The organism is Williamsia sp. M5A3_1d (assembly GCF_053345315.1).
In genome coordinates, this window is sequence record NZ_JBKEZX010000003.1 from 789,098 (window position 1) to 803,105 (window position 14,008).

Sequence of the window (14,008 nt, forward strand, 5' to 3'; positions counted from 1 at the left end):
GGCGAACACCCGATGAACGATTCGAACGAGTGAAGGACACCGCTGCGCGTGGCACGTGACTACTACGGGACCCTGGGCGTCGCCCCGGGTTCCAGCGATTCCGAGATCAAGCGCGCCTACCGGAAGCTGGCGCGCGAACTGCATCCCGACGTCAACCCCGACGAGGCCGCCCAGCAGCGGTTCGCCGAGGTGTCGACCGCCTACGAGGTCCTGTCGGACCCCGAGAAACGTCGCATCGTCGACGCCGGCGGGGATCCACTGGCCACCGCCGGGTCCGGTGGCGGTTTCGGCGGTGGCTTCGGTGGCGGCGGCCTCGGCGACGTGTTCGAGGCGTTCTTCGGCGCAGGTGCCGGTGGCGGCGGCCGTGGACCCCGCGGTCGGGTTCAGCCTGGCTCAGACGCACTGCTGCGGATGCAGCTCGACCTCGACGAGTGTGCCGCCGGCGTCAGCAAGGAGGTGACCGTCGACACCGCCGTGCTGTGTGACGTCTGCAAGGGCTCCGGCGGTCACGACGGCAGCAAGCCGGTCAACTGCGACACCTGCAAGGGCGCGGGAGAGATCCAGTCGGTGCAGCGGTCGTTCCTCGGTCAGGTCATGACCTCGCGCCCGTGCCCCACCTGTGGTGGCACCGGGCAGACCATCCCCGATCCCTGCCGCAAGTGCGCGGGCGACGGGCGGGTCCGTTCGCGTCGCACCATGACGGTCAAGATCCCCGCCGGCGTCGGCGAGGGGATGCGTGTGCGGCTGCAGGGCCAGGGCGAGGTCGGTCCCGGTGGCGGTCCCGCCGGCGACCTCTACGTCGAGGTCGTGCAGAAGCCCCACGACGTCTTCGTCCGCGACGGCGACGACCTGCACTGCACGGTGAAGGTCCCGATGGTCGACGCCGCGTTGGGCGCGACCATCGACATCGACACCGTCCTCGGCGGCACGGCGACGGTCACCGTGGAGCCGGGCACCCAGCCCGGACAGGTCACCCGCATCAAGGGCCAGGGCATGCCGCACCTGCACACCGGTGTGCGCGGCTCGGTGCACGTCCATCTCGACGTGGTGGTGCCCACCCGCCTCGACCACAAGCAGATACAGAAGCTCAAGCAGTACAAAGAGGTCTCGACCCACGAGCACCTCGAGCTCGTCGACTCGCAGTCGGCCACCAACGGGGGTCTGTTCTCCCGCCTGCGCAACGCCTTCGCGGGCCGCTGACCCCCCACCCGATGTCACTGCCCGCGCGATGACGCCGCCGCTGTTCTGGATCGACGAGGTCCCGGCCGTCGGTGGTCTCGCCGACCTCACCGGGACCGAGGGCCACCACGCGGTGACCGTCACCCGGATCGTCGCCGGCGACCGCATCACCCTCGGCGACGGCGCCGGGAGGATCGCCGACTGCGAGGTGGTCGCCACCCTCGCCAAGGACCGACTGCGCGTGACCGCGCTGACCCGCAGGCAGGTGCCGCGGCCGTCCCCGCTCGTGACGCTCGTGCAGGCACTGCCGAAATCGGATCGCTCCGAACTCGCGGTCGAGATGGCCACCGAGGCGGGCGTCGACCGCGTCGTGGCGTGGCAGAGCGCGCGGTGCGTCAGCCGCTGGGTGGGCCCGCGCGAGGAGAAGGGCCTGCGGAAATGGCGGTCGGCGGCAGCCACCGCCGCCAAGCAGAGCAGGCGCGCCCACATCCCCGAGATCACCGGTGTCGCGCACACCGTCGACATCCGCGCGATCATCAGTGGGTCGATCGAGTCCGGAGGAGTCGCCGTGGTCCTGCACGAGGGTGCTGTCGAATCGTTGACCGCTGTCGGGATCGCCGACGCGACCGAGGTGATCGTGATCGTGGGGCCCGAGGGCGGGATCGACCCGTCCGAGCTCGACGACTTCACCGCTCTCGGTGCGCGGTCGGTGCGGATGGGCCCGGAGGTGCTGCGCACCTCGACCGCGGGCACCGTCGCCCTCGGTGCGATCGGTGCGATGTCGAATCGGTGGGGGCAGCGGTGACCCGGGTCCGGCCGGCCGTCTCCACCGCGCCCGAGCGCGTCAAGATCGCCTACGGCGATCGCAACTCGCAGTTCGGACATCTGCACCTGCCCGCCCCGACGCCGGTCGCCGCCGGCGAGGACCCGGCCCGGGTCCCGGTCGTGGTGATGGTGCACGGCGGCTACTGGTCGACCGATTTCGAACTAGTGGTCCAGACCCCCGTCGCACGTGACCTCGCCGCCCGCGGTGCGATCGTGTGGAACATCGAGTACCGGCGGGTCGGTGAAACCGACGGTGGTTGGCCCCGAACGGGTTACGACGTCGTCAACGCCATCCGCGCGCTCGACGGACCGGTCCGCGCGGCCCTGCCCGCCGACCTCGCGGCACGCGCCGACTTCCGCCGGGTCTCGATGATCGGCCATTCCGCGGGCGGTCAGCTGGCGCTGTGGGCGGCGGCCCGACTGCAGGCCCGCACCGAGCGGTCGACCATCACCGGCGTCGTCGTGCAGGCACCGGCGTCGGACCTCGTGCGGGCCGGTACGAACGGACATGCCGCGCTCGCGGCCTTCATCGGTGCCGAGTACGCCGCGACACCCCACCGCTACCGCGACGCGTCGCCGGCACACCTGTCACCGTTCCCCGCACATGTGGTGGTGGTGCAGGGCGAACTCGACACCTCCGTGCCACCGGAGATGTCGATGACCTACGTCGAAGGGGCCAGACGGGCCGGTCAATCGGTCGAACTGGTCACTGTCGCCGGCGAGGGGCACGACTCGTTCATGGACCCGACGAGCCGGTGCCACCGCGAGACGCTGCGCTGCCTGGGCATCTGACGTGCCGGCGTCGCCGTCGCGAGAGCGGTGGGTGCGTGATGCGCGGACGAAATATCGACGCGAGATCGCACGTTCATCAGCGATAGAGTGGGGGGAGCGCACGCCGCACCCCCGACCGGGCCCTACCTTGGGTCCGCCGACGAGATGAGAGTTCCACTACGTGACCGATGCCCACACAGCCGGGAATGGCCCCCGCGCAGCCGCCGGCCCGTCGGCGGAATCCAGCATGGAGGTGGCACCGGACGTCGTCATGGGGCTGCTCGGTACCGGTGACCGCAACCTGCGAGAACTGGAGAAGCTCCTCGCGGCCGACATCCACGTCCGAGGTAACCGGATCACCCTGCACGGCGCCCCCGCCGACGTCGCGACCGCCGAACGGGTCATCGCCGAACTGGTGTCGGTGGTCCGCCGCGGCACGGCGCTGAGCCCGGACCTCGTCCGGCAGAGCGTGTCGATGCTCACCGACGGCTCGGGGGAGTCGCCCGCGGAGGTCCTCAGCCTCGACATCATCTCCCGGCGCGGCAAGTCGATCCGCCCGAAGACGGTGAACCAGAAGCGCTACGTCGACGCCATCGACGTCAACACCATCGTGTTCGGTATGGGCCCCGCCGGTACCGGCAAGACCTACCTCGCGATGGCCAAGGCCGTGCAGGCCCTGCAGACCAAGTCGGTCAGCCGCATCATCCTGACCCGACCCGCGGTGGAGGCCGGCGAACGTCTCGGCTTCCTGCCGGGCACGCTGCACGACAAGATCGACCCGTATCTGCGTCCGCTGCACGATGCGCTGCACGACATGATGGATCCCGACGCGATCCCCAAGCTCATGGCGGCCGGGGTCATCGAGGTCGCACCGCTGGCGTACATGCGCGGTCGCACCCTCAACGACGCGTTCATCATCCTCGACGAGGCGCAGAACACGACCGGTGAGCAGATGAAGATGTTCCTCACGCGGCTCGGCTTCGGATCGAAGGTCGTCGTGACCGGTGACGTCACCCAGGTCGACCTGCCGGGTGGCGCCGAGAGCGGGCTGCGTGCGGCGAGCCGGATCCTCACCGACATCGACGACATCCACTTCGCGACGCTGACCAGCGCCGACGTCGTCCGACACCGCCTCGTCGCCGACATCGTCGACGCGTACGGACGGTTCGAGGCCTCGCAGGACATCGCGCCGGGCGCCAACCGGGCGGGTCGTCGCGCCGCGGGCAACGGTCGGCGGTCGTGACCCGATGAGCATCGAGGTCTCCAACGAGTCGGGGGTCGAGGTCCCCGAACGGATGCTCGTCGACGTCGCCGAATACGCGCTCGGCCAGATGGACGTGCACCCCGGCGCCGAGTTGTCGATGGTGCTCGTGGACAACGAGACCATGGCCGAACTGCACCTGCGGTGGATGGACCTGCCCGGTCCGACCGACGTGATGAGCTTCCCCATGGACGAGCTCACCCCCGGCGGCCGCCCCGACACCCCCGACCCGGGACCGGCCATGCTCGGCGACATCGTGCTGTGTCCGGAGTTCGCGGCGGTGCAGGCGGCGACCGCGCGCCACCCCGTCGAGCACGAACTGGCGGTCCTCACCGTGCACGGCGTGCTGCACCTCCTCGGCTACGACCACGCCGAACCCGACGAGGAGAAGGAGATGTTCGGCATCCAGGGCCGCATCATCGACGAGTGGTACGCCGACCGGCGCGCCGCCGACCGCGCCCGCGCGCAGTCGGCGAAGGACGCGACCCTGCTCGACCGCATCGGGTTCACCTCCGCACCATCCCCCGACCGCAAGGAGCTCTGAGGGCCGTGCCCACCGACGTGTGGCTCCTGCTGCTCGCCCTGGCCCTGATCCCGCTCGGAGGTCTGTTCGCCGCGATCGACGCCGCCCTGCTGACCGTGTCGGTCGCCCGGGTCGACGACATGATCCGTGAGGGCCGAGGCGGTTCCACCCGACTGCGCGCCGTGCTCGTCGACCGCGCCACCTACGTGGGTCTCACCACCCTGATGCGCATCGTCTGCGAGATCGCCGCCACCACCCTGGTCGCGGTTCTCGCCGCCGAACAGCTCAGCCGTGTGTGGGCGATCGTCACCGTCGTGCTGGCGATGGCGGTCGTCAGCTACGTGATGGTCGGTGTCGGACCGCGAACCCTCGGCCGACAGAACGCCTACTCCATCGCCCTGCCGTCGGCGGTGGTGCTGCAGGCCACCGGTTTCCTGCTGCGGCCGGTGACGCGACTGCTGATCCTGCTGGGCAACGCGATCACCCCGGGTAAGGGGTTCCGCAACGGGCCCTTCGCCACCGAGGTCGAACTCCGTGAACTCGTCGACATGGCCGAGGCGCGCGGTGTGGTCGACGCCGGCGAACGCCGGATGATCCAGTCGGTCTTCGATCTCGGCGACACCTGCGCGCGCGAGGTGATGGTGCCGCGGCCGGAGATGATCTGGATCGAGTCGGACAAGACGGTGGTGCAGGCGATGAGCCTCGCGACCCGTTCCGGGCACTCCCGGATCCCGGTGATCGGCGAGAACCCCGACGACATCCTCGGTGTCGTCTATCTCAAGGACCTGGTCGAACGGTCCATCAGGGCCGACCGTTCCGACTCGCCGGTGTCGGTCGCCGAGGCGATGCGTCCCGCGGAGTTCATCCCCGATTCCAAGCCACTCGACCGCGTGCTGGCCGACATGCAGCGGATCCGCAACCACATGGCGCTGCTCGTCGACGAGTACGGCGGCATCGCCGGACTCGTCACCATCGAGGACGTCCTCGAGGAGATCGTCGGCGAGATCAACGACGAGTACGACACCGACGAGGTGTCGCCGATCGACGACCTCGGCGACGGTCGGTACCGGGTGTCGTCGCGTCTGCCGGTGGAGGATCTCGGCGAATTGTTCGACATCGAGATCGACGCCGACGACGTCGACACCGTCAGCGGCCTCGTCGGTCTCGCGCTCGGACGCGTCCCGCTGCCCGGTGCGCGGGTCACCTCGCACGGCCTGATCCTGCTCGCCGAGGGTGGCCCGAACCGGCAGGGCCGTCTGCGCATCACCTCGGTCGTCGTCGAACGTGAACACCGACCCGACGACGACGCCGCCGAGACCGCCGGGGAGGATGTCGAGGCGGCGGGCGCAGGCTCGCGCTCGTCGGAAGGGGTGTCGTGACCACATCGTCGATGGGTACGCGCGACGACGCGGACTTCCGTTCGGGCTTCCTGTGTTTCGTCGGGCGACCCAACACGGGCAAGTCGACGCTCACCAACGCCCTCGTCGGCGAGAAGATCGCGATCACCTCCAATCGCCCCCAGACGACGCGCCACACCATCCGCGGCATCGTCAACCGCCCCGACGCGCAGCTGATCCTGGTCGACACCCCCGGACTGCACCGGCCGCGCACCCTGCTGGGACAGCGCCTCAACGACCTCGTCCGTGACACCTACTCCGAGGTCGACGTCATCGGGCTGTGCATCCCGGCCGACGAGACCATCGGTCCCGGAGACCGGTGGATCGTCGATCAGATCCGGCAGGTCGCACCGAAGACGCCGCTGTTGGGTGTCGTGACCAAGATCGACCGCGTCACCCCCGACCGGGTCGGTGTGCAGCTGCTGGCGCTGTCGAAGCTGCTGGGCCCCGAGGGCGAGGTGGTGCCGGTGTCGGCGAAGTCGGGGCAGCAGCTCGACATCCTCACCGACGTGATCGTCTCCATGATGGAGCCCGGCCCGGCGTTCTACCCCGACGGGGAACTGACCGACGAACCCGAGCTGGTCCTGATGGCCGAGTTCATCCGCGAGGCAGCGCTCGAGGGTGTGCGCGACGAGTTGCCGCACTCGCTGGCCGTGGTCATCGAGGAGGTCATAGAGCGCGAGCCGACCCGCGACGACCGACCCCCGATGGTCGACGTCCACGCCACGTTGTTCGTCGAACGGGACAGCCAGAAAGGCATCGTCATCGGGCACAAGGGTTCTCGCCTGAAGGAGGTCGGGACCACCGCCCGCGGTCAGATCGAACGACTGCTCGGTACCCGCGTCTACCTCGACATCCACGTGAAGGTCGCCAAGGACTGGCAGCGTGATCCCCGACAGCTCCGCAAGATGGGCTTCTAGCCCGTTGTCCGGCGCACACGAGAAGCCCGAACCCGCCGACACCGACACCGTAGCCGGGTCAGTGACGCCGGTTGCGTCGACGGGTGACGGCGGGTCGACCCATGCGGTGCGGGCGCTGCTGGCCACCCCGCGTTTCTGGGTCGCGCCGATCGCCGCGGTGGTGGGCATCATGTGCCTGCTCGCCGCGATGTACATGGGCGCGATCGTCAACCCGGAGCGCCACCTCCACGACTTCTCCGTCGATCTCGTCGTCGAGGACACCGGTGCGTCCCAGGGCGCTGACGCACCTCGCGCCCAGTTCGGCAACGAGGTCGCCCAGGGGATCGTCGACGGTACGAAGGGCACCGGCCTGTCGCTGCGCACCACCGACCGGGGGACCGCGCTCGACCGGTTGGCCTCGGCGCAGACCTACGGCGTGATCATCATCCCCGCCGACTTCTCGCAGTCGGCCATCGATCTCGCGGGGTCGGTCGTGGGTCGCGATACGCCGTCGCCGCCCACCATCGACGTGCTCACCAACCGTCGGTCGGGCACGTTCGCGTCGTCGATCCTCACCACCGCGGTCGACAGGATCAAGGCATCGGTCAACGAGCGCTTCGGCGCGCAACTCACCCAGACCGTGCGGGACAGGCTGGCGCAGAACGACATCCCGTTCGTGGGATTGGCGTCGTACGCGTTCGCCGCGCCCGTGGTGTTCGACGTCTCCGACGCTCAGCCGCTCCCCGGCGGCGCCGCGAACGGGCTGTCGGCTTTCTACTTCACCATCCTGCTCGTCCTCGCCGGCTTCACCGGGGCGCTCATCGTCCACTCACTCGTCGACGGCATGCTCGGCGTCATCCCGATCGAGTTCGGCCCGCGGTACCGACTCCGCCGACGGTTGCCCATCTCGCGCCGCGGAACGCTCGTCGTGAAGTGGTGGATCATGTTCCTCATCGCGATGGTGCAGTCGGCGCTCTACATCGCGGTGTGCGCGGCGGTCGGTATGGACAACCCCGCGCCGTTCACGCTGTGGATGTACTCGACGCTGGTCATCACCGCCGTCGGCGTGACCGCGTCGTCCATCATGGCGCTGTTCGGTACGCCCGGCATGATCGTCAACCTCGTGTTCTTCGTGATCCTGGGTCTGCCCTCGTCGGGTGGCGCGGTACCGCTCGAGGCCAGCCCACGGATCTTCACCTGGCTCGCCGAGGTCGAACCGATGCGCCAGATCTACCTCGGCGTCCGGTCGATCCTGTACTTCGACGGCGACTTCTCCGCCGGTCTCGGCCACTCTCTGGTGACGACCCTGATCGGCCTGCTCATCGGTTTGCTCATGGGCTCGATCGCCGTCCGGCTCTACGACGCCAAGGGGTGGCAGCGGGCGCCGGGATCCGAGCTCGACGAACCGGAGACCTCTGATCCGGTGTCGGTCACGACCGAGGCGAGCCCGACGGTGCGAGAATGACCGGGTGAGGCTGTATCGGGATCAGGCGGTGGTCGTACGCCAGCACAAGCTGGGCGAGGCCGATCGCATCGTCACGCTCCTCACCCATCAGCACGGTCTGGTCCGCGCGGTCGCCAAGGGCGTGCGGCGCACCCGGTCGAAGTTCGGTGCCCGCCTCGAACCCTTCGCCCACGTCGACGTGCTGCTCTATCCCGGGCGCAATCTCGACGTGGTGACACAGGTGGAGAGCATCGACGCGTTCGCGTCGTCGATCGTCGCCGACTACGGGCGTTACACCAGCGCGTGCGCGGTGCTCGAGACGGCCGAACGCCTCGCCGGCGAGGAACGCGCGCCCGCCGACCGGCTGCACAAACTCACCGTCGGCGGCCTGCGGGCGATCGCCGATGCCGTCCGTCCGCGCGACCTCGTACTCGACGCGTTCCTGTTGCGCGCCATGGACTTCGCGGGATGGATGCCCGCGCTCGACACCTGCGCGAGGTGCGGTGCGCCGGGACCGCACCGCGCGTTCCACGTCGCCGCGGGCGGCGCGGTGTGCCTGCACTGTCGGCCCGCGGGTTCGGCGACGCCGTCACCGGGCGTGATGGACCTGATGGACGACCTCTACCGTGGCCGGTGGGAGCACACCGTCGACGTCAACGACTCACTGCGCCGACAGGCCAGCGGCCTGACCGCGGCGCACCTGCAGTGGCACCTCGAGCGGCAGCTGCGCACGTTGCCCCTGATCGAGCGCGAGGCGCCGCACCGACTGGGAGAGGACAACCGTGATGGCTCTACGTCGCCCCGCGAAGCGGTCCGCTGAACCGGTCGCCGACCGGGTGATCCGCCCACCCGATCCGCATCCGTCCGGGGCGCGCCCCCCGCTGCTGCAGACCGAGCTCATCCCGCGTCATGTCGCGCTGGTGATGGACGGCAACGGCCGGTGGGCCACCGACCGCGGACTACCGCGGACCGAGGGCCACAAACGCGGTGAGGCCGTGCTGATGGACTCGGTGTGCGGCTGCATCGAACTCGGTGTCACGTGGCTCTCGGCGTACGCGTTCTCCACCGAGAACTGGTCGCGCAGCCCCGACGAGGTCCGTTTCCTCATGGGCTTCAACCGGGACGTGATCCGGCGCCGGCGCGACGAGATGCACGAGATGGGGGTCCGGGTCCGGTGGGCCGGGCGGCGACCTCGCCTGTGGGCCAGCGTGATCCGCGAACTCGAGGTCGCCGAGGAGATGACGAAGGACAACACCGTCATGAACCTGACCATGTGTGTCAACTACGGCGGGCGAGCCGAGATCGCCGACGCCGCACGCGACATCGCGCGCCGGGTCGCTGCGGGCGAGCTCGATCCCGAGCGCATCGACGAGAAGACCGTCGCCCGCCACCTCGACGAGCCGGACATGCCCGATGTCGACCTGTTCCTGCGGCCGTCGGGGGAGCAGCGCATCTCGAACTTCCTGCTGTGGCAGTCGGCGTACGCCGAGATGGTCTATCAGGACAAGCTGTTCCCCGATTTCGATCGCCGCGACCTGTGGGCCGCCTGTGTCGAATACGCCTCGCGTGACCGCAGATTCGGCGGCGTGCGCGAGCCCGGTGACCCCGCGTGACCGACACCGGATCGACGCCGACGCCTGCCGTCGCGCTGATGGACAGGGCGGCGAACCTCATGTCGGCGATCGCGACGGTCGACCACGTGGCGGGGGAGACGTCGATGACCGTGGCGTTCGAGGGCACCCGCGCCGCGGTGCAGTCGATGACGCTCTCCGAAGGGCTCGATGTCCTGTCGGTGACGCAGGTACTGGCCTGGGATCTGCCGAACACCGACGCCCTGCGTGACGACATCGAACGGCTCTCGGCGCAGATGAGTTTCGGTGCCATCAAGCGTGCCTCGACCGATGTCACCACCGATGTGTTGGCGCACTACACGTTTCCCGCGGGCACCCTCGGCGACGCGGCGCTGCTGACGATGGTCCACCTCGTGCTGTCGACCGGCACCGAGATCTCCGGCGAACTCACCAGCTGAGATCGACGCGCGTCGGCGCGCACGAGGTCGACCGGCTCGCGTTGGAGATCAATCCTTGTGGTGATGCGCGGACCGGCGTGCGTCGCTGTACTCGACGTCATGACCACCACGCCGGCCGCCCCGCTGGCACCCGCGCAGCGATCGCTGGCGCCGGACCTCGCCCGCGGGGTGATGCTTCTCGCCATCGCGCTCGCGAACTCGCACTACTTCCTCACCGCGCCCGAGATCCGCGGAGGATATCCGCAGTCCGAGTCGATCCTCGATCGCTCTGTGGCATGGACGTTGTCGACGTTCGTCGACGGACGCGCCTTCCCGATGTTCGGATTCCTGTTCGGTTACGGGGTCGCGCTGTTGGCCCGGCGTCACGGCGAACTCGGTCGCCGCGGGGTCCGACGCCTGCTCCGCAGACGCGCCGCCGCCCTGATCGCCGTCGGGGTGATCGACGGGTTGCTCTTCTTCGTCGGCGACATCCTGGCGATGTACGGCGTGCTGCTCTTCGCCGGCATGTGGGCGATCTGGTGGGGCGACCGGGTGCTCATCGGCCTCGCGGCGCTGGTGTTCGCCATCGGGTGCGTGCCCGGTGGCGTCGGCAGCCCGGTGAGTCCCGACGGTCCGGGTCCGGAGATGCTCCCGCACGACATCACCGCCCTCCTCGCCGAACGCCCGCCGGCGATCGTCTTCGTCGCGTTGCTGGGACCGGTGGGTTTCCTCGGGCCCTTCCTGCTGGGGCTCGTGGCCGGACGACATCGCATTCTCGAACGGGCCGACGAGTACCGAGTGCTCCTGGCGTTCACGTCCACGATCGGCATCCTCGTGGCTGTGCTCGGTGCGCAGCCCGCCGCCCTGTTCGTCTCCGGGGTGACCGGCGAACCGTCGCAGGGTGTGCTCGCCGCCATGTCGACACTGCACGATCAGTCCGGTGTGCTGGGCGGGGTCGGCTACGCGGCGTCGATCGCGGTGGTCGCGTCACGCGTGCGGCGAGGACGAGTCGTCGAAGCGCTGTCCGCGGTCGGACAACGATCCATGTCGTGCTATCTGATGCAGTCCGTGGCCTGGGCGATACTGTTCACGCCGTTCGCGCTCGACCTCTCCGGCACCCTCACCGTCGCGAGCACGGCCGGGGTGGCGACCGCGGTCTGGCTCGTCTCGGTGATCGTCGCCGATGTCCTGCGTCGGCACGACCGCCGCGGACCGTTCGAGGTGTTCCTCCGACAGGTCACCTACGGCCGCAGGTGAACTGAGCGCCGGCGCCGGTGATCTCAGCGACAGTCCGCGCAGACCCCGAAGATCTCGACGGTGTGGGTCGGGTCGGTGTAGCCGTGGCGTGCGGCGACGGTGGCCGCCCACTCCTCGACCGGGTCGGCCTGCACCTCCACGGTGGTGCCGCACATCCGGCACACCAGGTGATGGTGGTGGCCGGCCGAACACCGCCGGTAGCGAGACTCGCCGGAATCGGTGCGCAGCACGTCGATCTGGCCCGCGTCGGCCAGCGCCTGCAGGTTGCGGTACACGGTGGTCAGACCGATGGACTCCCCGTCGGCCTTGAGGCTGTCGTGCAGTTCCTGCGCCGAGCGGAACTCGTCGACGGTGGTGAGCAACGACGCGATCGCGTGGCGCTGTCGCGTGGACCGGACGCCGGTCACCGGTGGTGCGCTCGCCGCCTCAGTGTGGTGGGCGCTCATTCGCCGTGTTCGGTGGCGTGTGCGACCGCGTCGGTGACGATGTGCGAGAGGTGGTCGTCGACGAGTCGGTAGAGGATCTCGCGACCGTTGCGCTCCCCGTGGACCACGCCCGCGGCCTTGAGCACCCGCAGGTGCTGGCTGATCAGCGGCTGCGTGACGCCGAGGTGACCGACGAGTTCGTGGACGCACTGCTCACGCTCGAGCAGCTGCAGCACGATGGCGATGCGCACCGGCGCGGCCAGGGCGCGCAGCAGTTCTCCGGCCGCCTCGAGCGCGGCGCGATCGGCTCGCACCCCACCGGTCGCGACCTCGCCGGAGTTGTCCACCATGGCCTGCCTCTCGTCGTGCGGCTTAATTGAAATCATTTTCATATGCGCTCCCGACCATGTCAAGGCGGCCGGACCGCCGGGGCTAGTCTGGGTCGGTACTTCTTCCCCGAGACCGAAGCTGGAGTGTGCGTTCATCGTGGCCGGAACAGTCGATGCCGTCGTCAACCTGTGCAAGCGGCGAGGGCTGGTGTACCAGTGCGGTGAGATCTACGGCGGCACACGATCGGCGTGGGACTACGGCCCGCTCGGGGTGGAGCTCAAGGAGAACATCAAGAAGCAGTGGTGGCGTTCGATGGTCACCTCGCGCGACGACACCGTAGGACTCGACTCGTCGGTCATCCTCCCGCGCCCGGTGTGGGAGGCCTCGGGCCACGTCAGCGTCTTCAACGACCCGCTCGTGGAGTGCCTGAACTGCCACAAGCGACACCGTCAGGACCACCTGCAGGAGGCCTACGCGGAGAAGAAGAGCACCGCCGCCACGACGGTGGATCCCGACGCGGTCGCCATGACCGACGTCGTGTGTCCCGACTGCGGCACCCGCGGACGGTGGACCGAGCCCCGCGACTTCAACATGATGCTCAAGACCTATCTCGGACCCGTCGAGTCCGAAGAGGGACTGCACTACCTGCGTCCGGAGACCGCGCAGGGCATCTTCATCAACTTCAAGAACGTGATGACCACCGCGCGCAAGAAGCCGCCGTTCGGCATCGGTCAGATCGGCAAGAGCTTCCGCAACGAGATCACCCCAGGCAACTTCATCTTCCGCACCCGCGAGTTCGAGCAGATGGAGATGGAGTTCTTCGTCAAGCCCGGCGACGACGAGCAGTGGCACCAGTACTGGATCGACACCCGCCGCCAGTGGTACATCGACCTCGGGATCGACCCCGAGAACCTGCGGTTGTTCGAGCACCCGGCCGAGAAGCTGTCGCACTACGCCAAGCGCACCGTGGACGTCGAGTACAAGTTCGGCTTCGCGGGCAGCCCGTGGGGTGAGCTCGAGGGTGTCGCCAACCGCACCGACTTCGACCTGAGCACGCACTCGAAGCATTCGGGGGAGGACCTGTCGTTCTTCGACCAGGCATCCGGCGAGCGCTACACCCCGTACGTGATCGAGCCCGCGGCCGGTCTCACGCGGTCGTTCATGGCGTTCCTCTGCGACGCGCTCGTCGACGAGGAGGTGCCGAACGCCAAGGGCGGCACCGACACCCGCACCGTCCTCAAGCTGGACCGGCGTCTTGCGCCGATCAAGGTCGCGGTGTTGCCGCTCTCGCGCAACGAGCAGCTCTCACCGAAGGCGAAGGCACTCGCCGCCGAACTGCGGCAGCACTGGAACGTCGAGTTCGACGACGCGCAGGGCATCGGCAAGCGATACCGGCGCCAGGACGAGATCGGCACACCGTTCTGTGTGACCGTCGATTTCGACTCGCTTGACGACGATGCGGTCACCATCCGTGAACGCGACACCATGAGCCAGCAGCGCATCGCGATCAGCCAGGTGTCGTCGTATCTGGCGGGCGAGCTCCTCGGCTGCTGAGGCGGTCGCTCGCATCGGGCGGTCATCGGGAATGGATGATGCCGCCCATCTCTGCCATAGTCGGGGTCAGAAGTCGCCATGCCGGCACGGGGTCGGCGGGAGAGATGGCGAGACGAGAGAAGTGGGTGTGTCGTG

General features: G+C 69.0%; 15 protein-coding genes. 13 read left to right on the top strand and 2 right to left on the bottom strand.

The genetic code is table 11. The annotated features are described in order from the left end of the window. The first annotated feature begins 48 nt into the window (after positions 1-48). The 12 genes from dnaJ (at position 49) to ACLBW1_RS16010 (ending at position 11,564) form a co-directional block, all read left to right on the top strand. The gene (gene dnaJ / locus ACLBW1_RS15955) at positions 49-1,200 is read left to right on the top strand and encodes a molecular chaperone DnaJ (RefSeq protein WP_447812772.1); all 1,152 of its coding nucleotides are present in this window, start codon (positions 49-51) and stop codon (positions 1,198-1,200) included. A 28-nt stretch (positions 1,201-1,228) separates the two neighbouring features. Then, positions 1,229-1,984, top strand: a complete 756-nt coding sequence (locus ACLBW1_RS15960) for a 16S rRNA (uracil(1498)-N(3))-methyltransferase (RefSeq protein ID WP_447812773.1) — start codon at positions 1,229-1,231, stop codon at positions 1,982-1,984. Beyond that, positions 1,981-2,796 carry an alpha/beta hydrolase family protein gene (locus tag ACLBW1_RS15965; protein ID WP_447812774.1) on the top strand — a complete coding sequence of 272 codons (816 nt, stop codon included), beginning with the start codon at positions 1,981-1,983 and terminating at the stop codon, positions 2,794-2,796. Before ACLBW1_RS15960 ends, ACLBW1_RS15965 begins: the two co-directional genes overlap by 4 nt. Positions 2,797-3,022: 226 nt before the next feature. Next, on the top strand, positions 3,023-4,018 hold the full coding sequence (locus ACLBW1_RS15970; RefSeq protein ID WP_447812775.1) for a PhoH family protein: 996 nt from the start codon (positions 3,023-3,025) through the stop codon (positions 4,016-4,018). A 4-nt stretch (positions 4,019-4,022) separates the two neighbouring features. Next, the gene (gene ybeY / locus ACLBW1_RS15975; RefSeq protein WP_447812776.1) at positions 4,023-4,580 is read left to right on the top strand and encodes an rRNA maturation RNase YbeY; all 558 of its coding nucleotides are present in this window, start codon (positions 4,023-4,025) and stop codon (positions 4,578-4,580) included. Positions 4,581-4,585: 5 nt separating this feature from the next. Next, entirely contained in the window at positions 4,586-5,938 is a 1,353-nt protein-coding gene (locus tag ACLBW1_RS15980; protein WP_447812777.1) for a hemolysin family protein, read from the top strand. Positions 5,939-5,949: 11 nt separating this feature from the next. Beyond that, positions 5,950-6,876 carry a GTPase Era gene (gene era / locus ACLBW1_RS15985; RefSeq protein ID WP_447812997.1) on the top strand — a complete coding sequence of 309 codons (927 nt, stop codon included), beginning with the start codon at positions 5,950-5,952 and terminating at the stop codon, positions 6,874-6,876. 61 nt (positions 6,877-6,937) lie between these two features. Next, a complete protein-coding gene (locus ACLBW1_RS15990) occupies positions 6,938-8,320 on the top strand; it encodes a YhgE/Pip domain-containing protein (RefSeq protein WP_447812778.1) in 1,383 nt (460 codons plus the stop codon). Between the two features lie 4 nt (positions 8,321-8,324). Then, complete coding sequence (gene recO / locus ACLBW1_RS15995) at positions 8,325-9,119, top strand: DNA repair protein RecO (RefSeq protein WP_447812779.1); 795 nt, start codon at positions 8,325-8,327, stop codon at positions 9,117-9,119. Beyond that, positions 9,085-9,912 (top strand): isoprenyl transferase, encoded by an 828-nt coding sequence (locus ACLBW1_RS16000; protein ID WP_447812780.1) that lies wholly within the window; start codon positions 9,085-9,087, stop codon positions 9,910-9,912. The genes recO and ACLBW1_RS16000 overlap by 35 nt, the downstream gene beginning before the upstream one ends. Then, positions 9,909-10,328 carry a hypothetical protein gene (locus ACLBW1_RS16005; protein ID WP_447812781.1) on the top strand — a complete coding sequence of 140 codons (420 nt, stop codon included), beginning with the start codon at positions 9,909-9,911 and terminating at the stop codon, positions 10,326-10,328. The genes ACLBW1_RS16000 and ACLBW1_RS16005 overlap by 4 nt, the downstream gene beginning before the upstream one ends. 99 nt (positions 10,329-10,427) lie before the next feature. Further along, on the top strand, positions 10,428-11,564 hold the full coding sequence (locus ACLBW1_RS16010) for a DUF418 domain-containing protein (protein ID WP_447812782.1): 1,137 nt from the start codon (positions 10,428-10,430) through the stop codon (positions 11,562-11,564). A gap of 23 nt (positions 11,565-11,587) precedes the next feature. On the opposite strand, the gene ACLBW1_RS16015 is transcribed toward ACLBW1_RS16010, so the two are convergent. Together ACLBW1_RS16015 and ACLBW1_RS16020 are read right to left on the bottom strand one after the other, a co-directional pair. Continuing rightward, positions 11,588-12,010, bottom strand: coding sequence for a Fur family transcriptional regulator (locus ACLBW1_RS16015; RefSeq protein WP_447812783.1), 423 nt, complete (start codon positions 12,008-12,010; stop codon positions 11,588-11,590). Beyond that, the gene (locus ACLBW1_RS16020) at positions 12,007-12,339 is read right to left on the bottom strand and encodes an ArsR/SmtB family transcription factor (RefSeq protein WP_447812784.1); all 333 of its coding nucleotides are present in this window, start codon (positions 12,337-12,339) and stop codon (positions 12,007-12,009) included. Before ACLBW1_RS16020 ends, ACLBW1_RS16015 begins: the two co-directional genes overlap by 4 nt. 136 nt (positions 12,340-12,475) lie before the next feature. Between ACLBW1_RS16020 and ACLBW1_RS16025 the strand changes: the two genes are divergently transcribed. Then, entirely contained in the window at positions 12,476-13,873 is a 1,398-nt protein-coding gene (locus ACLBW1_RS16025; RefSeq protein WP_447812785.1) for a glycine--tRNA ligase, read from the top strand. Positions 13,874-14,008: the final 135 nt, after the last annotated feature.

What these genes read in the sequence shown, in the direction of transcription:
- ACLBW1_RS16015 (WP_447812783.1), bottom strand. Translation starts at nt 12,010, where the DNA reads ATGAGCGCCCACCACACTGAGGCGGCGAGCGCACCACCGGTGACCGGC.
- ACLBW1_RS15970 (WP_447812775.1), top strand. Translation starts at nt 3,023, where the DNA reads ATGGAGGTGGCACCGGACGTCGTCATGGGGCTGCTCGGTACCGGTGAC.
- ACLBW1_RS15960 (WP_447812773.1), top strand. Translation starts at nt 1,229, where the DNA reads ATGACGCCGCCGCTGTTCTGGATCGACGAGGTCCCGGCCGTCGGTGGT.
- ACLBW1_RS16020 (WP_447812784.1), bottom strand. Translation starts at nt 12,339, where the DNA reads ATGGTGGACAACTCCGGCGAGGTCGCGACCGGTGGGGTGCGAGCCGAT.
- ybeY (WP_447812776.1), top strand. Translation starts at nt 4,023, where the DNA reads ATGAGCATCGAGGTCTCCAACGAGTCGGGGGTCGAGGTCCCCGAACGG.
- ACLBW1_RS16000 (WP_447812780.1), top strand. Translation starts at nt 9,085, where the DNA reads ATGGCTCTACGTCGCCCCGCGAAGCGGTCCGCTGAACCGGTCGCCGAC.
- era (WP_447812997.1), top strand. Translation starts at nt 5,950, where the DNA reads ATGGGTACGCGCGACGACGCGGACTTCCGTTCGGGCTTCCTGTGTTTC.
- ACLBW1_RS16010 (WP_447812782.1), top strand. Translation starts at nt 10,428, where the DNA reads ATGACCACCACGCCGGCCGCCCCGCTGGCACCCGCGCAGCGATCGCTG.